We start from the raw sequence: 18,921 nt of genomic DNA on the forward strand, positions 1-18,921 counted from the left end.
GTTACGCCACCGGTCGGCCGGTCGCGGCGGCGATCTGCCGGGCCGCCGAGTTCAGGGCCTTCTGCGGATCGTCGTGGTGCAGCACGATGCCGGAGATGGTGCCGTTGACGATGTCGGCCGCCTTCGACCCGTCCTTGGTGTACTCCACCGGCGGCACGGTCTTCTCCAGGTCGGCGAAGGTCTTGAAGACCGGCCGGCCTCCGTAGTAGTCCTGCGGGCCGCTGACGTACGGGTCGTTCAGCGCGGGCAGGAAGGCCGGGAAGAGTCCCTCGTTCTTCAGCATGGACGCCTGGTTGGCGCTGTCGGCCAGCGCGAACTCGACGAACGCCCACGCCGCCTGGGGGTTCTTGGTCTGGCCGGCGACCGCGAGGGTCGAGCCGCCGTCGTTGGACGTGCGCACGCCGCCGGGATCGAAGGCGGGCAGCGGGACGACGCCGAACTTCCCCTTGAGCTCCTTCATCTCGTCGGTGAGCGTGCCCGACCACCACACGGCGTACGGGGTGGTGGCGACCTTGCCGGACTTGGTGGCCGCGACCAGGCCGTCCCAGCCCTTCTCGAAGTCGATCAGGCCCTTGTCGGCGAGGGTCTTCAGCAGCGTCGCGGCGCGGACGGCCTGCTGGTCGGCCACGACGACCTTGCCGTCCTTGAAATACCGCTGGCCCTGCTGCTGGAGCATCATCGGGAACGTGCTGTCCTCGGCGGGGTCCATCACGAGCAGCTTCTTGCCGGTCTTCGCCTTGATCTGCTCGCCGGCGCGCACGTAGTCGTCCCAGGTCTGGATGGAGGCCGGGTCGACGCCGGCCTGCTGGAACAGGTCCGTGCGGTAGAACAGCGCGCAGGGGCCGCTGTCCCACGGCAGTGCGAACACCCGGCCTTGCTGGTCGGTGACGTTCGCCCAGGTCGCGGGGGCGAAACTCGACTTGTAGCGACCGGCCAGGGACGTCAGGTCGTACAGCCCGCGCGGGAAGTTGCCGATGTAGCTGGGCAGCTTGTCGCCCTCGACGGTGAGCACGTCGGGGAGGCCCTGACCGGACCGCATGCCGACGGTGATCTTGTCGTAGGCGTTGTCGTAGCCGATGTCGACGACCTTGACCTTGACGCCGGGGTGACGCTGCTCGAAGGCGGGCGCGAGCCGTTTGAGCGCCTTGGCGGCGACGTCCCACGACCACACCGTGACCTCGCCCTTGAGCGCGGCGGCCGAGCCCGACTTCAGCGCGGGGCCCGGCTTGCGGGGCGCCCCTCCGGTGGCGCAGCCGCTCACCGTGAGCAGTGCCGACATCACGCCGGCGAATCCGGCGGTCAACACTGACCGCCGTTTCAGGCTCGTCGCCATCTTGCCTCCCAGGACTGGTATGAAGAATGCTGTATACAGCACACTGCATCATGTGCTTTCGTCAAGAGGGTGCGACGAGAAACTCGAAAGCGAGGGCGCCTGTGAGCGTTCATCCGTACATCCCCAACTCCGTGCCGGCGATCAAAGAGGCGATGCTGGCGGCGGTCGGGGCGGCGAGCACTGAGGAGTTCTACGCCGACGTGCCCGAGAGCATCCGGCTGCGCCGCCCCTTGGACCTGCCCGCCCCGCTGCGTTCGGAGGCGGAGCTGGTCCGGCACGTCGGCGCCCTGCTCGCCCGCAACACCGGCACCCACGAGGCGCTCAGCTTCCTCGGCGCCGGCTGCTACCGGCACCACGTGCCGGCGGTGGTCGACGAGGTGATCAACCGCAGTGAGTTCCTCACCGCCTACGCGGGCGAGCCGTACGAGGACCACGGCCGTTTCCAGGCGCTGTGGGAGTACCAGTCGCTGATGGGCGAGCTGCTGGAGATGGACGTCGTCAACGTGCCGGCCTACGACGGCTTCCAGGCGTCCGCGACCGCGCTGCGGATGGCGGGCCGGATCACCGGGCGCCGCCGCCTGCTGCTCGTCACCGCCCCCGACCCGGACAAGCTCTCCAAGATCGACGACTACGTGCGTCCCGTGCACGACGTGGTCGTCGTCCCCGTCGGCGCCGGCGGCCGCGCCGACCTGGACGCCGTGCGCGCGGAGCTGGCGGCCGGCGACGTCGCGGCGGTGTACGCCGAGGCGCCCTCCTTTCTCGGCATCGTCGACCCCGCGCTACCGGAACTGGGCCGCCTGGCGCACGACGCCGGCGCGCTGTACGTCGTCGGATGCAACCCGATCTCCCTCGGCGTCGTCGCGCCGCCCGCCGCGTACGGCGCCGACATCGCCTGCGGCGACATCCAGCCGCTCGGGCTGCACCTGGCCTACGGCGGCCTGAACGGCGGGTTCATCGCCACGCACGACGAGGAGCGGTTCGTCGCCGAGTTCCCCTCCCGGCTGTTCGGCCTGGCGCCCACCGCCGTCGAGGGCGAGTACGGCTTCGGCGACGTGGCCTACGAACGGACCTCCTTCGCGCTCCGCGAGGAGGGCAAGGAGTGGGTGGGCACCGCCGCCGCGCTCAACGGCATCACCGCCGGGGTGTACCTCGCGCTCATGGGCCCGCAGGGCATGCGCGAGATCGGCCAGACGATCATGGCGAACACGCGGTACGCGATCCGCCGGCTGGCCGAGGTGCCCGGCGTCGAGGTGCCGTACGCCGACGCGCCGCACTTCGCCGACTTCACCGTCCGCTTCGCCGGGGCGCGGACGGCCGCCGAGGTGGGCGACGCGCTGCTGGAACGCGGCATCTTCGGCGGCCGTGTCCTGTCGCCCACCGACGCCCTGTACTGCGTCACCGAGGTTCACGGCAAAGACGACATCGACCGCCTGGCCACCGCCCTGCAGGAGATCTCCAAGTGAACACCGACCACGCCACCGTGACCGCCGCCGACGCGAAAATCGGCCCGAAGCCGCCGCTGCGCCGCTTCCATCAGGCCCGCTGGGACGAGCCGCTGCTGTTCGAGCTGAGCAGCCCCGGCGAGCGCGGCGTGCTGGTGCCCGAGCCGGAGGTTCCCCTCGACGACAGCCTGCCCGAGGGGCTGCGCCGGGTGGCCGCACCTGCCCTGCCGGAGCTGTCCCAGCTGCACGTGCTCCGGCACTACCTGCGGCTGTCGCAGGAGAACCTCGGCGTCGACCTGAACATCGACGTCGGCCAGGGCACCTGCACGATGAAGTACAGCCCGAAGGTCAACGACCGGTTCGTCCGCGACCCGAGGCTCGCCGACCTGCACCCGCTGCAGGACGAGCGGACCGTGCAGGGCGTGCTGGAGATCATCTACCGGCTGGAGCGGCTGCTGCGGGAGATCTCCGGCATGGACCGGGTCTCGCTGCAGCCGGGCGCCGGCTCGGCGGCGATCTACACGAACGTCGCGATGATCCGGGCGTACTTCGCGGCCCGCGGCGAACTCGAGCAGCGGGACGAGGTGATCACCACGATCTTCTCCCACCCGTCGAACGCCGCCTGCGCCAAGACCGCCGGGTTCAAGGTGATCACGCTGTACCCGGACGCCGACGGCTACCCCGACATCGAAGCGCTGAAAGCCGCCGTCGGCCCCCGCACGGCGGCCCTGCTGATCACCAACCCGGAGGACACCGGGATCTTCAATCCGCGGATCGAGGAGTTCGTCAGGATCGTCCACGACGCGGGCGGCCTGTGCGCCTACGACCAGGCCAACGCCAACGGCATCCTCGGCATCACCCGGGCCCGCGACGCCGGCTTCGACCTGTGTCATTTCAACCTGCACAAGACGTTCTCGACGCCGCACGCCTGCGGCGGGCCGGCGGCGGGCGCCTGCGGTGTGAGCGAGGCGCTGGCGCCGTTCCTGCCCACGCCGACCGTGGAGTTCGACGGCACTCGCTACCACCTCGACGACGACCGGCCCGAGTCGGTCGGCAAGATCCGGCCGTTCTACGGCGTGGTCCCGAACCTGGTCCGCGCCTACGCCTGGATCATGTCGCTCGGCGCGGAGGGTCTGCGGGAGGCCGCCGAGGTCGCCGTGCTGAACAACAACTACCTGATGAAGAAGGTCCTGGAGATCCGCGGCGCGTCCGCGCCGTACGCGGCGGGCCGGCGGCGGATCGAGCAGGTCCGCTACAGCTGGGCGGAACTGGCCGAGGAGACCGGCGTGCACACCGAGGACATCGGCTACCGCACCGCCGACTTCGGCACGCACTACTGGACCAGCCACCACCCGTTCGTGGTGCCGGAGCCGATGACGCTCGAGCCCACCGAGTCCTATTCGAAGGCGGACCTGGACGAGTACGCGGCGATCCTGGCCGAGGTCGCCCGCGAGGCGTACGAGGAGCCGGAGACCGTGCGGACCGCTCCGCACAACTCGACCGTGCACCGCGTCCGGGAGGACACGCTGGACGACCCGGAGACCTGGGCGGTCACCTGGCGCGCCTACCGGCGGAAGATCCTGGGCGAATGAGGTTCGGGCTGGTCGTCAACCCGGTCGCCGGGCTCGGCGGCCGGGTCGGCCTCAAGGGCAGCGACGGCGTGGACGTTCAGGAGCGGGCCCGCGCCCTGGGCGCGACGCCCCGGGCGGGCGAGCGGGCCGCCCTCGCGCTGGCCGAGCTGCGCTCGCGGCTCGGTGCCGGCCTGACCGTCCGGACCGCCGCGGGCGCGATGGGCGCCGACGCGGTGACCGCGGCCGGGCTTCGGCCCGAGGTCGCGTACGGGCCGGGCTTCCCCACCACGGCGGCCGACACCAAGGCGGCGGCCGCCGTCCTGGCCGGCGAGGTGGACCTCCTGTTGTTCGCGGGGGGCGACGGCACGGCCCGCGACGTCCTGGACGCGGTCGGCGCGTCGGTGCCGGTCCTCGGCGTGCCGACCGGCGTGAAGATGCACTCGGCGGTGTTCGGTGTCGGCCCGCGTGCCGCCGGCGAGGCGGCCGCTTTGATGGCGGCCGGTGGCACGGCGCTTCGCGACGCCGAGGTGATGGACCTGGACGAGGACGCGGTGCGCGAGGGCCGCGTCTCGGCCCGGCTGTACGGCCACCTGCGGGTGCCGGACGTCCCGGTCCGGATCCAGCAGCGCAAGGTGGGCGGCTCGGTCACCTCGCCGGCGTCCGTCGTCGGGATCGCCGCCGAGCTGCGCCGGCGGCTCGGCCCCGGCGAGCCGCTCGTGCTCGGCCCGGGCGGCACGATGCGCGCCGTCGCCGCCGCGCTCGGCGCCGACGTGCCCGTCATGGGGGTGAACGTGCTGGACCGGGACGGGCGGTTCGTCATCGCGGACGTCTCGGCGGCGAGACTGGAGGAGCTCGTCCGGGCGACGCCCGCGTGGGTGGCCGTGACGCCGATCGGCGGGCAGGGCTTCCTGCTCGGCCGGGGCAACCAGCAGATCTCCCCCGCCGTGCTGCGCGCAGTCGGGGTGGACCGCCTGCTGGTCGTGGCGACCGAGGCCAAGCTCGCCGCCCTGGGTGGCCGGCCCCTGCTCGTCGACACCGGCGATGAGGACCTGGATCGCGAGCTCACGGGCCACCGGCCCGTGCTGACGGGGCACGGGCGCTCCGCCATGTACCCCATCCGTTGAGGAAGGACCTGAAGAATGATCGATCTTGCGGGCAAGCGGGCCGTCGTGACCGGTGCCGCGTCGGGCATCGGCCGGGCCACGGCCGAGCTGCTGGCCGAGCTCGGCGCCGTCGTCGTGCTGGCCGACGTGGACGAGACGGCCGGGGCGGAGGCGGAGAAGGCCGTCATCGCGGCCGGCGGCCGGGCGGTGTTCGTCCGCTGCGACGTGTCCGACGCGGCCGACTGCGAGCGCGTCATCGCGACCGCCCGGGACACCTTCGGCGGCGTCGACGTGCTGTTCAACAACGCCGGGATCATCCGGCGCTCCACCGTGTGCGGGATCACCGAGGACGACTGGGACCGGGTGATGGCCGTGAACGTCAAGTCGATCATGCTGTTGAGCCGGCACGCGATCCCGCTGATGGAGGCCGCCGGCGGCGGAAGCATCATCAACACGGGCTCGGGTTGGGGCATCAGGGGCGGCGCGGACGCCGTATCGTACTGCGCGTCCAAAGGCGCGGTCGTGAACATGACACGCGCGATGGCCATCGACCACGGTCCGGCGAACATCCGGGTCAACTGCGTCTGCCCGGGCGACACCGCCACCGGCATGCTCGCCGAGGAGGCGCGGCAGCTCGGCGGCTCGCTGGAGGCCTTCTACGAGGAGGCCGCCGACCGTCCGCTCGGCCGGATCGGCACGCCCGGCGACATCGCGCGGACCGTGGCGTTCCTGGCGAGCGACGCCGCGTCGTTCGTCAGCGGCGCGGTCATCGCCGTCGACGGGGCCGGAACCGCCTGACCGCTGGACCTGATCGCCGGCCCCCGGAGAAGGGATGATAACCAGATGCCGATCGAGCGCCGTCCGTTGCGCGAACAGATCAAGGACGAGATCCTCGACCGACTGGGGCGGGGTGAGTTCGACCCCGACCAGCCGATCAACGAGACCGTCCTGGCGACGGATCTGGGGGTGAGCCGCACCCCGCTGCGGGAGGCGCTGATCGGCCTGGAACGCGAGGGCGTCATCGTCAGCGAACGCGGCCGCGGGTTCCGGTTCGCCCCGATGAGCGCGCAGGAGTTCCGCGACCTGACCACGATCGTGGCGAGCATGGAGTCCCTGGCGTTGGAGCTGTCCGAGCCGGAGTTCCTCACCTCGATCGCGCCGCGCCTGCTGGAGGAGGCGCGGGCGTTCTCGGCGCCGGAGGCGGAGTACGCCGTGCTCGAGCGTTACGACGACGCCTGGCATGACCTGATGTTGTCCGGCTGCCCCAACGAGCGCCTGATGGACCTGATCACCTCCCTCAAGCTGACCATGCGCCGGTACGAACGCGTCATCATCGGCGACCAGCAGGTGCTGGAGCGGTCGGCGGAGGAACACGAGCGGATCGCCGAGTGCCTCCAGGCCGGCGACATCGACGGCGCGGTGGTCGCGCTGAAGGTCAACTGGAACAGCGGCATGGAGCGCATCCTCGAACGCCTCGACCCCTGACGCTCCGGGAGTCGGCCGACGCGGTCGGTCGGCCCCTCTGACGGTGGTTCTCCGGCCGAGGGGACAGGAAAACGAGTCGATCGCGCCGGCCCGCACAACGTACGATCACGGCCCGTGAGTAGCAGATTGCGCCGGTACGCGGCGGACAACGCGCAGATCGCCGCCGACGGCCGGTACACCATGCCCGACGGCACCGTCGTGGTCGTGGGCCCCGCGCTGGAGGCGGCGACGGCGGGCACGGTGAGTCACCCCGCCGACGAGCGGATAGCGCCCCCTCCCCCGCAGGGCGGGGACCGGACGCGCGTCGAGGTGACCGCCGAGGGCAGCCTGCAGGCGGCCCGGCGGCTCCACCTCACCGGCACCGGCCGGATCGCCGTGCTGAACTTCGCCTCGGCCCGCAACCCCGGCGGCGGCTACCTCGGCGGCGCCCGCGCACAGGAGGAGGACCTGTGCCGTCACTCCCTGCTGTATCCGTGCCTGCTGCGGGCCCCGGACTACTACGAGGCACACCGCGCCTCCACCGACCTGCTCTACAGCCACCGCGTCATCTGGTCGCCCGACGTTCCGGTGCACCGCGGCGACGACGGCGAGCTGCTGGCCGAGCCGTATCCGGTGTCGTTCCTGACCTGTCCCGCCCCCAACGCCGGTGAGGCGGTGCGCCGGGATCCGGCCGTACGGGACCGGCTCCCGCAGGTGCTGCACGAGCGGGCGCGGCGGGTGCTGGCCGTGGCCGCCCACCATGGCGCGCGCCGGCTGGTCCTGGGCGCGTGGGGGTGCGGGGTGTTCCGCAACGATCCGCAGCAGGTCGCCGAGGCGTTCCACGCGCATCTGACGGCGGGCGGGGAGTTCCACGCGGTGTTCGACCACGTGGTCTTCGCGGTCTGGGACCGTAAGCCGGACTCGGCCAACCGCGCGGCGTTCACCGCCCGTTTCGCGGCCGAGACACCGCATCCGGGCTGAGCGCCCCACGACCGCGGTCAGCGCCAGGACGGGTCGGCGTCGGCCGTCGAGTCCAGCGCAGTCAAGGCATCGGCCTCCCCGCGCGCCGCGCCCTGGCTGTGCCGCCTGTCACCAACGTCCCCGGGCAGCGCCCCTAGCGGCAGAAGGCGTCGGCCTGGCTCGGACCTCGGCCGGCGGCCGGTCGGCTACCCTCGCCGCGTGGAGTTGCGGCAGCTCAGGTACTTCTGCGCGGTCGCCGACGAGCGGCATCTGGGGCGCGCCGCCGAGCGGCTGGGCCTGCGCTCGCCGTCGGTGAGCGAGCAGATCCGCGCGCTCGAGCGCGAGCTCGGCACGCGGCTGTTCGACCGGACACCGGGCGGCATGTCGCTCACCCCGGCCGGTGACGCGCTGCTGCCGGAGGCGCGCCGCACCCTCGCCGCGGCCTCACGTGCCGCCCGTGTGGTCCGCGAGGCGGCGGCGCCGGTCCGCGCGTGCGTGATCGGCGTCCCGCCGGGGGTGCCGCCGGATCTGCCGAGCCGGCTCCGGGAGGCGGCCCGTGGTGCTCCGCTGCGGTTCGAGGACCTGCCCAGCGGCGACCAGCCGTCCCGCGTACGGAACGGGGAGCTGGACTGCTGCCTGCTCACGCTTCCCGCCGAGGACACCGGCGGGCTGGTCACCGCGGTGGTCCACGACGAGCCGCTCGGCGTGCTGATGGCCGCCGCGCACCCGCTCTCCGCCCGTACGGTGATCGACTGGGCGGATCTGGGCGGGCAGGAGCTGCTGTGGTTCCGGCGGGGCCTGGCACCCGGCTATCACGACGACGTCCTGGCGGCCTGTCATCGCGCGGGGTGGCGGCCACGGCCGCGGGTCGTACGGGCCCGCCGCGCCATCGTGCTGGCGGAGCTGACCTGCGGTGACCCGATCGTCGCGCTGCGACCGGCCTGGGATGACGGGCCCGGGCTCGTGTGGCGGCCGCTGGCCGCCGAGCCGCCGCGGCTGCGGTACGCCCTGGCGTGGCCAGGTGACGTCCCTCCCTCCGGCGGTGACGTGCCTCACTCCGGACCGGCCGACATCGCCCGCCGCCTGGCCCGTTAGGCGCCGCCTCATCCGCGTGAGGCGGCACCTCGTGGACGCCGCGCGCCGGCGTCGGTTTACCTGGCCGCATGTTCCTGCTGATGCTCAACTACCGCGATGGGGCCCTGGATCGGCTCGACCGGGTCCTGCCCGACCACTACGCGTACGTCGACCGGCACGTCGCGGCCGGCACCTTCCTGCTGACCGGTCGCCGGGTACCCCGCGTCGGAGGGGTCATCCTCGCTCGCGCCGCCTCTCGTACGGCGGTCGAGGAGATCATCGCCGAGGACCCGTTCCTGGAGACCGGCGCGGTCGCCTACGAGGTGATCGAGATCGAGCCGACCCGCTGGGCGCTGCCCGGCCTCGCTCCTTCAGACGGGCCGGGGCGTCACCAGGGGTAGGTCCCGCCGTTCTCGCTCAGGAACACACCCGTCGGGCCGTCGTCGGGCAGGGTGACCTGGCGGGCGATGTGGGCCCCGCCTTCCTCGGCGCTGATGTGACCGGTGTGGCCGTTCAGGTCGGTGGCGCAGAAGCCCGGGGACAGGGCGTTGACCCTGATGCCGGTCTCGCGCAGCGTGTTGGCGTAGATCAGGGTGATCGCGTTCAGGGCGGCCTTGGAGGAGTTGTAGGCGAGCAGGTTCGCGTACCGCCACAGCGGCGAGTCCGGGTCGGTGAGGAACGCGACGGTGCCCAGCCCGCTGGAGACGTTGCCGATGACGGCGTCCGGTGACCTGCGCAGCAGCGGCAGCATCGCGTTCGTGACGGCCACGACCCCGAACACGTTGGTCTCGTAGACCTCGCGCAGCGCCGCGACGGGCAGCTCGGCCGGCGGGTGCGGCCGGTCGCGGCTGATGCCGGCGTTGTTGATCAGGACGTCCAGCCGGTCGTAGGTGTCGGAGATGAACCGGGCCGCCGCCGCGATCGTCTCCGGGTCGGTCACGTCGAGGTGCACGAAGCGGGCGTCGAGGCCCTGCCCGGCCAGTTCGTCTGCGGCCGCGGTGCCGCGTCCGTGGTCGCGGGCGCCGAGCAGGACGGTGTGCCCGGCCCGTGCGAGCTCGCGTGCGGCGGCGAAGCCGATGCCCTTGTTCGCGCCGGTGATCAGAACGATCTTCTTGTGGTCCGTCATGGCCCTCACCCTGGCCGCCGGGCGATGCGGCCGGGAGAGCCTCGCCGAGGCTGGTATCAGCGGTCCCATGGTCGCGGCGTCGCAGGTAGGGCACGCTTGGGAGCGTGAGCGAACTCGACCGAGCGGAGTTGGCCGCGTTCCTGCGGCGCAGTCGCGCCCGGGTCCGCCCGGCCGACGTCGGGCTGGAGAGCGGGCCGCGCCGGCGCACTCCCGGCCTGCGCCGGCAGGAGGTCGCGCAGCTGGCCGGCATGTCGGTGGACTACTACATCCGCCTGGAGCAGGGCCGGGGCCCGCGGCCGTCGCGGCAGATCCTCGCCGCGATCGCCCGGGCGCTGCGGCTGTCCGACGACGAACGCGACCACCTGTACCACCTGGGCGGGGAGGTGCCCGGCCTGCCGCCGGGGCCGGTCCGCGACGTACGGCCCGGGGTGCTGCACCTGCTGGACCGGCTCGACGACACCCCGGCGTTGGTGTGCGACGCCACCTACGAGGTCCTGGCGTGGAACGCGATGGCGGCCGCCCTGCTGGGCGACTTCTCCCGCCTGCCTCCGGGCGAGCGCAACCTGATCTGGCGGTTCTTCACCGACCCTGAGGCCCGCGCCCGGCACGACGAGGAGGGCGCGCGGCGGTTCGCCCGGGAGTCGGTCGCCGATCTGCGCGCGGCGGCGGCCCGTTACCCCCGCGACGCGGGGATCCGCCGCCTGGTCGGGCGGCTCCGTGCGGCCAGCCCGGAGTTCGGCGGGCTGTGGGCCGAGCACGACGTCGAGGTCCGCCGCTCGGCGAGCAAGCGGCTGCGCCATCCCCTCGTCGGGTGGCTGGACCTGGACTGCGAGGCGTTGCACGACCCGCACCGCGATCAGTGGACGATCTTCTACACGGCCGCGCCGGGCACGCCGTCGCATGAGGCGCTGCGCCTGCTCAGAGTGGTCGGCACCCAGGACCTCAGCGTCCGGGAGGCCTGAGTCCCGTCGCGCTGAGGGACCAACGGCGCCCGCGGGTTCGGGTGACGGTATGGCCGGATCGAGCCGGACCCTTGCCTCGCGATCATTCATACTCTACAACGTGTAGTACTACTAGCTGTAGAGGATGTGCTGGGGATGCGGGTTCTCATCGTGGGGGCGGGGATCGCAGGGCTCGCGGCGGCCCGGGGACTGCTCGCCGCCGGGCATGCGGTCACCGTGCTCGAACGGGCGCCCGTCCCGCGCGACGGCGGCTGCGCGATCACGCTCTGGAACAACGGCATGGCGGTTCTGGGCGATCTCGGCGTACGGATCGACGGGGCGGGGCGGCGTATCGGCGCCGTCGACGTCCGGAGCGCCGGAGGGCGCCCGCTGATGGTGCTGGACGCCGAACGGCTGGAGGCCCGGCTGGGCGCTCCGACGATGGTGATCCCCCGCCGGTCGCTGCTCGCCCGGCTCGCCGAGGGACTGCCGGAGGACACCGTCCGGTTCGGCGCCCGCTTCGCCCGCCTCCACGACGACGGCCGGACCGTGCGGGTCGAGACCGAGGACGGCGCGGAGTACTCGGGCGACCTGGTCATCGGCGCGGACGGCAGACGCTCCCGGGTGCGCGCGGCGGTCTTCGGCTCCGGGCCGGGCACGGACGCGGCGCCGACCGGTGCGGCCACCTGGCAGGGCCTGATCCCGGAGCCCTTCGAGCTCGGCTCCCGCGCTCTGCTGTTCCTCGGACGCCAGGGCGACGTCGGGCTGAGCCCGGCGGGCGACGGCCTGCTGCAGTGGCTCATCGACGTCCCGTGGCGGCCCGGCGACGGCTCCGACCGCCCGGACCGCGCGCTCGCCGCGCTCCGGGCGCGGTTCGGGGCGTGGGCCTCCCCCGTCCCCGAGCTGCTGGAGGCCCTGTCGGAGAAGGACATCGAACTCTTCCCGCACCACCGGCACCGTGTTCCGCGCCGATGGGGGCACGGCCGGTGCGCCCTGATCGGCGACGCGGTGCACACGATGCCGCCCATCCTGGCGCAGGGCGCCGGCCAAGCGCTGGAAGACGTCGCGGCGCTGCTGCGCGGCCTCGCGGACGCCGACCCCGCGACAGGCGCCGGCCCGGATCCGGCCGCGGCGCTGCGCTCGTACGGGAAGAGCCGCCGGCGGCAGGCCAGGCTGGCCTCGGCGGCGGCCACCCGGAGCCTCGCGACCGCCGGGCCGCGGACCGTGTTGCAGAGCGAGACCGCGCTGCGTCTGACCGCGGCCATCCCTGACGCCCTGGCGACCTGGTCGTTCGGGAGGCTGATCCGAGGGGTCAGCGACCGGCTCTGAGCCGGTGGCGGGTCAGTTGAACATGGCGACCATGCTGTGGGGTGCGTCATCGCCGAACATGACCTGGTAGATGTCGTCGTCTCCGGCTTCGGCGGCTGCGCGCGTGAACATTGCCTGTTCGTACTCGGCGAGTGCGGCCTCCATGTCGTCGGGGTGCGCGGCGATGGCCTTGCCGAGTTCGGCGCCGTCCTGCATGGCCAGGTTGGCGCCTTCGCCGTTCGGCGGCATGAGGTGGGCGGCGTCGCCGAGCAGTGTCACCCCCGGCGCACGATCCCACCGGTGCCCGACCGGCAGTGTGAAGAGGCGGCGCAGGACCGGCGGGGTGTCGCTGTCGGTGATCAGGGCGGTGAGCTCGGGGGCCCAGCCGTCGAACTCCCCGACGACACGCGCGGTCACGGTCGCGGCATCGTTGAGATCGACATCGGCGAGCCAGTCCTGTGGCTTCAGCAGTTGCGTATACGTGTGAAGGGTCCCGCCGCTCTCCCGGTGAGCCAGGATCCCCTTGCCCGGCGCGAGCGCGAAGAGCGACCCGGCGCCGACCGCCTTCGCGGTGGCGGGATGGCGGGTGTCACCGTCGAACAGGAAGGTCTCGACGACCGCGAAGCCGACGTACTCGGGGGCGGCGTCGGAGAGCGACGGACGAACCCGCGACCACGCGCCGTCCGCGCCGACGAGCAGGCTCGTGACGACGGTGGTGCCGTCGGCGAAGCTCACTTCATGGCGGCCCTCGTCGAGGGCCCGCACGCCGCCGGCCTTGTGCCCCCACCGGACGGTGCCGTGCGGCAGCGAGTCGAGCAGTAGCCGCCGGAGCTCGCCGCGCGGCACCTCGGGACGCTCGCCTGTGCCGTCGTCGGGCCGGTCGAGCAGAACGGTCCCGTTCTGGTCGAGGACCCGATAGGACTCGCGGCCTTCCAGGATGAGCTCGCGAAACCCCTCGGTCAGGCCGGCCGCCTCGAGTGCCGGTTGGCCGTTCCAGGGGTGGATGTCGAGCAGCCCGCCCTGCGTGCGCGCCGTCGGGGAGGCCTCCGCCTCGTAGACCGTGGCCGGGATTCCGTGGACGTGCAGGACGCGGGCGAGCGTGAGGCCGCCGAGTCCGGCGCCGATGATCGTGACGGGAGTGCGCATCGTGGCTCCTTTGGGATCGAGGCCGCCCGGTGAACTCCGGCCGAGCACTCTGGTACGCCGTTCCAACATGGAACGGCGCTCCATGTTGGAACAGCGCTCCAGACATGTCAAGATGGCGGCATGGCAACGCGGACACGCCGGTCACAGCGGCGCACAGAGGCGCTCTCCCGCGAGCGCATCGTCGAGGCCGCCGTCGAGCTGCTCGACGCGGACGGCGAGGGCGGGCTGACGTTCCGGGCGCTGACCGAGCGCCTCGCGACCGGGCCCGGGGCGATCTACTGGCATGTGGCGAACAAGGGCGAGCTGCTCAGTGCCGCCACCGACGCCGTCGTCGCCGCCGCTCTGGCCATCGAGCCCGCCGAGTCTCCGGGCTCGCCGCAGGAGGCGATCCGCGCCGTCGCGCTCGGCCTGTTCGACGCGATCGACGAACACCCGTGGCTCGCCACGCAGCTCGCCGTCCAGCTCTCCCGCAGCCCTGGGGGACCGGTGACGCCGCGGATCTTCGAAAGCGTCGGCCGCCAGGTCCGCGCGCTCGACGTGCCCGAGGCCGGCTGGTTCACGGCGACCTCGGCGCTGGTGCACTACATCCTCGGCGCCGCCGGCCAGAACGCCGCGAACGCCCGCGTTCCCGAGCCCGGTGTGGACCGCGCCGAGTTCCTCGACGCCGTATCGACGGCGTGGGAAGAGCTCGACCCCGACGACTACCCGTTCGCCCGCGCCATCGCGGACCAGCTGCGCGAGCACGACGACCGCGAGCAGTTCCTCGCCGGGATCGATCTCGTCCTCACCGGCATCACCGCTCTGCACCTGCCCGGTTGACAGGCTTGCACCCCGGCACGGTCGATGTTCAGCCGGATGAAGCCGCCCGGCGGGCGTTCAGCTGGTCGAAGCCGACGGCTACGAGGATCAGTACGCCGATGCCGATCTGCAGGTAGAAGGCGTTGATGGCGAGCAGGTTGCCGCCGTTGTTGAGGACGCCCATGATCAGTGCGCCGGTCGCGGCACCGATCGCACTGCCTTTCGCTCCGAACAGGCTCGCGCCGCCGATGACGCAGGCGGCGATCGCGTTGAGTTCGAAGCCGGTACCCGCGGTGGGGATGCCCGCGCCGAGACGGGACGTCAGCAGTATCCCTCCCAGGCCGGCGAGCAGACCGGAGATCGCATACACGGAGATCGTTACCGTGCGGACCGGGACACCGGCCAGACGGGCCGACTCGCGGTTCGAGCCGACGGCGTACACATAGCGTCCGAAGACGGTGCGGGTGAGCAGGAACCAGACGACGACCGTGACGAGCGCGGCGATGATCAGAAGGTTGGGGATGCCGAGGACGGTGCCGTTCGCGATGGTCTGAAAGCCGGTCGGCAGGCCTTGCACGGTGTTGGCATCGGTGATCACCAGGGTCGCGCCCCGGGCGATGCCGAGCATGCCGAGGGTTGCGATGAACGGCGGCAACTTGGCGCGTGTGACGAGCAGGCCGTTGATCGCGCCGAGGACCGTGCCGAGCGCCACTCCCAGCAGCAACGCCACCAGGACAGGCATCCCGCGGACTAGGAGCAGCGCGGTCACGCACCCGGACAGTCCAAGGACCGATCCGACGGACAGGTCGATGCCGGCGGTCAGGATGACCAGCAGTTCGCCGACCGCGATGATGCCGAAGATCGCGACCTGACGGGCGAGATTGGACAGGTTCCCCGCGGTGAGGAACTCATCACTCGTCAGCGTCAGGATGCCGACCGCGACGAGCAGCACGACGAGTCCGCCGCTCTCTCGGCCGGTGATGTCCCCGAGGGTGACGACCCGCCGCCGAGGCCGTGCCGCGGCCGGCGCGGCGCCGCCCGTCCCCGAAACGGCCGATGTCCCGCTCGTGATCGTCGTCGTGGGGATCGGCTCTCGCCAGATCAGTTTAGGAATCACGGTCGGCCTCCTCCGTACCGTCGTCGGCCACCGCATCCGCGGCACCCGCGGTGGCCTTGCCTCCGTCACCGCTGGCCAGATGGAGCACGTCCTCCTCCGAGGCGTACCGGCCCAGCTCACCGGCGATCGCGCCGTCCCGCATGACGAGGATCCGGTCGGCGAGTCCGAGGAGCTCGGGCAGGTACGAGGAGACGATGATGATGCCCAGTCCTTGCGCGGCGAGGTCCCCGATGACCGAGTAGAGCTCGCCCTTGGCGCCGACGTCGATGCCTTTCGTCGGCTCGTCGAACATCAACACCTTCGGTTTGGTGAGCAGCCACCGGGCGAGGAGCACTTTCTGCTGGTTGCCGCCCGAGAGCGTCGACACCGGCTGGTCGTAGGAGCCGGCGCGCAGCCGCAGGCTGTCGAGCAGCCGGTCCGCCTCCTGGCTCTGTTCGCGTCCCGGCAGCAGGCCCCGGCGGGAGTCGCGGCGCAGGCTGGCGATGGTGACGTTCTCCCGGATCGACAGTTCCGGAAGCAGCCCGAGAACCTTGCGATCCTCGGTGAGCAGGCCGATTCCGGCGCTCATCATCGTGCGCGGCCCACCTGGCCGCACGCGCCGTCCCTCGACCTCGACACGCCCCGCGGCGGTCGGGACGGCTCCGAAAACCGACAGCAGCAGGCCGCTGCGGCCGGACCCCAGCAGGCCACCGATGCCGACGATCTCGCCGGCCGCGACGTCGAGGTCGATGCTCGGCGACCGTTCGAAGCGGCGCAGCCCACGGACCCGCAGCATCGGCACTCCCGCGTCCCGGTGGGCCTCGGGGTACAGCGAGCTGACCTCCCGCCCGACCATCGCCGCGATGAGGCGGTCCTCGTCGTAGTCGCCGATCGGCCCGGCCTCGGACAGGCCGCCGTCACGCAGAACGGTCACCCAGTCCCCGATCTCGAACATCTCCTCGAGGCGGTGGGTCACGTAGAGGATCGCGACGCCGCGGTCGCGAAGCCGCAGGATGTGCTCCATGAGATGGGCGGACTCCCCCTCCGTGAGCGCGGTGGTCGGCTCGTCGAACACGATCACCTTGACGGCGTCGGCGGTCAGGACCTTGGCGATCTCCACGAGCTGGCTGGTGGCGGCCGGCAGCCGTTCGACGATCGCGTCCGGGCTGAGGTCCTCGAGTCCGACCTCGTCGAGCGCCGTCCGCGCCCGGCGACGCAGGTCGCCTCTGGCGAGGACGCCCGCACGCGCCGGAAGCCGGCCCATGAACAGGTTCTCCGCCACTGACAGGTGCGGGAGCAGGCTCAGCTCCTGGTAGACGGCCTGGACACCGGCGGCGCGCATGTGCGCCGGTGTCGGCGTGGTGACCGGTTCGCCGTCGATCTCATAGCGACCGCCGTCCCGGCGAAGGGCACCGGTGAGCACCCGGATCAGGGTCGACTTACCGGCGCCGTTCTCCCCTGCCAGGCAGTGCACCTTACCGGGGATCAGCCGCAGCGAGACGTCCGTGAGCGCCTGGACGGGGCCGAACGACTTCGACACGTCGTGCAGCTCGGCCACCGGCGCGGAGATTGCGCTCATCAGCCCACCTTCGCGGTCGGGGGCTCGAGCAGCCGCTTCACGTCGGGCTCACGCATGTTCTTCTTGTCGACCACCACCGCGCCGGGGTCGATGTTGCGCGGCGGGATGCGGTCGACACTGGCCATCGCGGCTCCGAGCACTCCCTGGTAACCGAAGAAGTAGGGGTTCTGAACCACCAGGGCGTCGATCGCTCCGGTGGCCAGCGCGGCGTTCTCCTGGGGGTCGGAGTCGAACGCGACGACCGGGATCCGATCGACAGCGCCGTTGTCCTTGATCGCCCGGGCCGCGCCGACTCCCGACGTGTTGTTGTCGGCGAACACTCCGAGCAGGTTCCGGTTGGCGGTGAGCGCGTCGTTCACCTGCGAGGCGGCGGTGTTGATGTCGTTGTTGTTGAAGCGCTGCAAGGACACCTTGATGCCCGGGCAGTAGGTCGCGAGCCCCTGCTTGAAACCGGTGTCGCGCTCGACGAGCGACTGGATACCGGCCACCGATGATTCGATCATGATGACGCCGGTGGTCTTCTGCTGTGCCCGGAGCAGCTGGCACATGCGCTGCCCGCCCTGCGCGCCGGCCTTGATGTTGTCGGTTCCGATGAAGCCGTCCGACGGTCCGGTGATACGGCTGTCGACGGTGATGACCTTGATTCCCGCCTGACGTGCCCGGCCGATGACGGAGTTCAGCGCACTCGACGAATTGGGCGCGATGACGATCCCCTTGACCCCGCGAGAGATGGAGTTCTCGACCAGCTGGACCTGCTCGTCGATGTTCGTCTCGGATGTCGGCGCGAACGCGCCCACGGTGAGACCGAAGTCGCCGCCCGCCTGCTTGGCGCCGGCCAGCATGACCTGCCAGAAGGAGGAATCACTCGCTTTAATGATGACATCGATCTTCTTACCGCCGACCGCGCCGGCACCCTTGCCACCGCCTGAGGCGTCCGACGAGCTGATCGCCCGGCCGGCCACCACGCCGATGACGAGCGCCACCAAGGCGATGGCCGCGACGAGGGAGAGCGAGAAGACGGTACGCGACCGGGCCATGGCAGCCTCCCGAAAAAACCTCAGATCAGATTCTTGTCGGGGGCACCTCTGGCGGCTGCCGGGAAATTCATAATGAACGGGGAAACGCCGACCGCACGCAGATCATGAATACCGAACCCACCGCGACCGACTCGCGGATAGAAATCCGTAGCCGCATTATCCGCACCTGACCCGTAGGCCTCGTGCGTTCCTCCCGTGACAATTCGAATACTTCCGGTTCCAGGCAGACGCCTGGAAGAGATGTCCTTTTCGAACTCTACCTCTCTGCGCCAGGCACGCGGTCAACTGGCCGAGGTTTCGGGCTGCGCGCCACGCCGTCAGGCCGGGTTTCGCAAATCGCGCCGGCCCGTTCTTCCGCCGGTCTCAGGGAGCCGAGTGGGGGACGCTGAACAGCGGTTCGGGGCCGTGCTGGTCGGGTTCGGAGGGCAGCGGGGCCATCGGCGCGCGATCCTCGGCGCGCTGTTCGAAGGCGAGCAGGTGCCGTTTGCGGGGCAGACCGCCGCCGTACCCGGTCAGGTCGCCGGAGGAGCCGACGACGCGGTGGCAGGGCACGATGATCCCGACGGGGTTCTTGCCGTTGGCCAGGCCGACGGCGCGGGCGGCAGTGGGCCGGCCGAGCCGCTCGGCGAGCTCGCCGTAGGAGACGGTCTCCCCGAAGGGGATCTCCCGCAGCGCCGCCCAGACACGCTGCTGGAACGCCGTGCCGGTCAGCGTGAGCGGCAGGTCGAAGACGGTCCGGCGGCCGTCGAAGTACTCCTCCAGCTGCCGGACGGCCGCGCCGAACGGCGCGGGATCACGCTCGCCGAAGGTGTGCTCCTCGGGCCGGTACCGCTGCCGGTCCATGTACAGGCCGGTCAGGACGCCGTCGGCCGCGACCAGGGTCAGCGGGCCGACGGGACTGTCCATCACCGTGTGCGCCCGGTTCTGCATCAGTGCTCCTTCT

At 71.7% G+C, this 18,921-nt stretch carries 18 protein-coding genes; 11 read left to right on the forward strand and 7 right to left on the reverse strand.

Annotation, left to right across the window (positions count from 1 at the left end; genetic code table 11):
- Nucleotide 1: 1 nt before the first annotated feature.
- Nucleotides 2-1,333: an ABC transporter substrate-binding protein gene (locus tag ACYVF7_RS28770; RefSeq protein ID WP_460346897.1), complete on the reverse strand. Its 1,332-nt coding sequence runs from the start codon at nt 1,331-1,333 to the stop codon at nt 2-4.
- 101 nt (nt 1,334-1,434) lie between these two features.
- On the opposite strand from ACYVF7_RS28770, the gene gcvPA reads away from it, so the two are divergent.
- The 8 genes from gcvPA to ACYVF7_RS28810 all read left to right on the forward strand — a co-directional run bounded on the left by gcvPA (nt 1,435) and on the right by ACYVF7_RS28810 (nt 9,348).
- A complete protein-coding gene (gene gcvPA, locus ACYVF7_RS28775; RefSeq protein WP_460346899.1) occupies nt 1,435-2,796 on the forward strand; it encodes an aminomethyl-transferring glycine dehydrogenase subunit GcvPA in 1,362 nt (453 codons plus the stop codon).
- Nucleotides 2,793-4,367: an aminomethyl-transferring glycine dehydrogenase subunit GcvPB gene (gene gcvPB, locus ACYVF7_RS28780; protein ID WP_460346901.1), complete on the forward strand. Its 1,575-nt coding sequence runs from the start codon at nt 2,793-2,795 to the stop codon at nt 4,365-4,367. The genes gcvPA and gcvPB overlap by 4 nt, the downstream gene beginning before the upstream one ends.
- On the forward strand, nt 4,364-5,470 hold the full coding sequence (locus ACYVF7_RS28785) for an ATP-NAD kinase family protein (protein WP_460346903.1): 1,107 nt from the start codon (nt 4,364-4,366) through the stop codon (nt 5,468-5,470). The genes gcvPB and ACYVF7_RS28785 overlap by 4 nt, the downstream gene beginning before the upstream one ends.
- Nucleotides 5,471-5,485: 15 nt before the next feature.
- Nucleotides 5,486-6,247, forward strand: a complete 762-nt coding sequence (locus ACYVF7_RS28790) for an SDR family NAD(P)-dependent oxidoreductase (RefSeq protein WP_460346905.1) — start codon at nt 5,486-5,488, stop codon at nt 6,245-6,247.
- A 45-nt stretch (nt 6,248-6,292) separates the two neighbouring features.
- The gene (locus ACYVF7_RS28795; RefSeq protein WP_460346908.1) at nt 6,293-6,934 is read left to right on the forward strand and encodes a GntR family transcriptional regulator; all 642 of its coding nucleotides are present in this window, start codon (nt 6,293-6,295) and stop codon (nt 6,932-6,934) included.
- A 114-nt stretch (nt 6,935-7,048) separates the two neighbouring features.
- The gene (locus tag ACYVF7_RS28800) at nt 7,049-7,894 is read left to right on the forward strand and encodes a TIGR02452 family protein (protein WP_460346910.1); all 846 of its coding nucleotides are present in this window, start codon (nt 7,049-7,051) and stop codon (nt 7,892-7,894) included.
- Nucleotides 7,895-8,092: 198 nt separating this feature from the next.
- On the forward strand, nt 8,093-8,968 hold the full coding sequence (locus ACYVF7_RS28805) for a LysR family transcriptional regulator (protein ID WP_460346912.1): 876 nt from the start codon (nt 8,093-8,095) through the stop codon (nt 8,966-8,968).
- Between the two features lie 68 nt (nt 8,969-9,036).
- Nucleotides 9,037-9,348, forward strand: coding sequence for a YciI family protein (locus tag ACYVF7_RS28810; RefSeq protein ID WP_460346914.1), 312 nt, complete (start codon nt 9,037-9,039; stop codon nt 9,346-9,348).
- Here ACYVF7_RS28810 and ACYVF7_RS28815 read toward each other — a convergent pair.
- On the reverse strand, nt 9,336-10,073 hold the full coding sequence (locus tag ACYVF7_RS28815; RefSeq protein WP_460346916.1) for an SDR family oxidoreductase: 738 nt from the start codon (nt 10,071-10,073) through the stop codon (nt 9,336-9,338). The genes ACYVF7_RS28810 and ACYVF7_RS28815 overlap by 13 nt on opposite strands.
- Nucleotides 10,074-10,177: 104 nt before the next feature.
- Between ACYVF7_RS28815 and ACYVF7_RS28820 the strand changes: the two genes are divergently transcribed.
- Both ACYVF7_RS28820 and ACYVF7_RS28825 read left to right on the forward strand, forming a co-directional pair.
- The gene (locus ACYVF7_RS28820) at nt 10,178-11,035 is read left to right on the forward strand and encodes a helix-turn-helix transcriptional regulator (RefSeq protein ID WP_460346918.1); all 858 of its coding nucleotides are present in this window, start codon (nt 10,178-10,180) and stop codon (nt 11,033-11,035) included.
- Between the two features lie 135 nt (nt 11,036-11,170).
- Complete coding sequence (locus ACYVF7_RS28825; protein ID WP_460346920.1) at nt 11,171-12,343, forward strand: FAD-dependent oxidoreductase; 1,173 nt, start codon at nt 11,171-11,173, stop codon at nt 12,341-12,343.
- A gap of 12 nt (nt 12,344-12,355) precedes the next feature.
- Here the strand turns inward: ACYVF7_RS28825 and ACYVF7_RS28830 are convergent, their stop codons facing one another.
- Entirely contained in the window at nt 12,356-13,468 is a 1,113-nt protein-coding gene (locus tag ACYVF7_RS28830; protein WP_460346922.1) for an FAD-dependent oxidoreductase, read from the reverse strand.
- Between the two features lie 120 nt (nt 13,469-13,588).
- On the opposite strand from ACYVF7_RS28830, the gene ACYVF7_RS28835 reads away from it, so the two are divergent.
- On the forward strand, nt 13,589-14,287 hold the full coding sequence (locus ACYVF7_RS28835) for a TetR/AcrR family transcriptional regulator (protein WP_460346924.1): 699 nt from the start codon (nt 13,589-13,591) through the stop codon (nt 14,285-14,287).
- Nucleotides 14,288-14,315: 28 nt separating this feature from the next.
- Here ACYVF7_RS28835 and ACYVF7_RS28840 read toward each other — a convergent pair whose 3' ends face one another.
- The 4 genes from ACYVF7_RS28840 to ACYVF7_RS28855 all read right to left on the reverse strand — a co-directional run bounded on the left by ACYVF7_RS28840 (nt 14,316) and on the right by ACYVF7_RS28855 (nt 18,908).
- Entirely contained in the window at nt 14,316-15,383 is a 1,068-nt protein-coding gene (locus ACYVF7_RS28840) for an ABC transporter permease (protein WP_460346926.1), read from the reverse strand.
- Nucleotides 15,373-16,941 carry a sugar ABC transporter ATP-binding protein gene (locus ACYVF7_RS28845; RefSeq protein WP_460346928.1) on the reverse strand — a complete coding sequence of 523 codons (1,569 nt, stop codon included), beginning with the start codon at nt 16,939-16,941 and terminating at the stop codon, nt 15,373-15,375. The genes ACYVF7_RS28840 and ACYVF7_RS28845 overlap by 11 nt, the downstream gene beginning before the upstream one ends.
- Complete coding sequence (locus ACYVF7_RS28850; protein ID WP_460346929.1) at nt 16,941-17,978, reverse strand: substrate-binding domain-containing protein; 1,038 nt, start codon at nt 17,976-17,978, stop codon at nt 16,941-16,943. Before ACYVF7_RS28850 ends, ACYVF7_RS28845 begins: the two co-directional genes overlap by 1 nt.
- Before the next feature lie 363 nt (nt 17,979-18,341).
- Nucleotides 18,342-18,908, reverse strand: coding sequence for a methylated-DNA--[protein]-cysteine S-methyltransferase (locus tag ACYVF7_RS28855; RefSeq protein ID WP_460346931.1), 567 nt, complete (start codon nt 18,906-18,908; stop codon nt 18,342-18,344).
- Nucleotides 18,909-18,921: the final 13 nt, after the last annotated feature.

This window comes from Actinoallomurus acanthiterrae (assembly GCF_054775715.1).

Coding starts and splice junctions, on each gene's coding strand:
- ACYVF7_RS28825 (WP_460346920.1), top strand. CDS start 11,171: ATGCGGGTTCTCATCGTGGGGGCGGGGATCGCAGGGCTCGCGGCGGCC.
- ACYVF7_RS28790 (WP_460346905.1), top strand. CDS start 5,486: ATGATCGATCTTGCGGGCAAGCGGGCCGTCGTGACCGGTGCCGCGTCG.
- ACYVF7_RS28835 (WP_460346924.1), top strand. CDS start 13,589: ATGGCAACGCGGACACGCCGGTCACAGCGGCGCACAGAGGCGCTCTCC.
- ACYVF7_RS28855 (WP_460346931.1), bottom strand. CDS start 18,908: ATGCAGAACCGGGCGCACACGGTGATGGACAGTCCCGTCGGCCCGCTG.
- ACYVF7_RS28845 (WP_460346928.1), bottom strand. CDS start 16,941: ATGAGCGCAATCTCCGCGCCGGTGGCCGAGCTGCACGACGTGTCGAAG.
- ACYVF7_RS28850 (WP_460346929.1), bottom strand. CDS start 17,978: ATGGCCCGGTCGCGTACCGTCTTCTCGCTCTCCCTCGTCGCGGCCATC.
- ACYVF7_RS28795 (WP_460346908.1), top strand. CDS start 6,293: ATGCCGATCGAGCGCCGTCCGTTGCGCGAACAGATCAAGGACGAGATC.
- ACYVF7_RS28815 (WP_460346916.1), bottom strand. CDS start 10,073: ATGACGGACCACAAGAAGATCGTTCTGATCACCGGCGCGAACAAGGGC.
- ACYVF7_RS28830 (WP_460346922.1), bottom strand. CDS start 13,468: ATGCGCACTCCCGTCACGATCATCGGCGCCGGACTCGGCGGCCTCACG.
- ACYVF7_RS28770 (WP_460346897.1), bottom strand. CDS start 1,333: ATGGCGACGAGCCTGAAACGGCGGTCAGTGTTGACCGCCGGATTCGCC.
- ACYVF7_RS28785 (WP_460346903.1), top strand. CDS start 4,364: ATGAGGTTCGGGCTGGTCGTCAACCCGGTCGCCGGGCTCGGCGGCCGG.
- ACYVF7_RS28810 (WP_460346914.1), top strand. CDS start 9,037: ATGTTCCTGCTGATGCTCAACTACCGCGATGGGGCCCTGGATCGGCTC.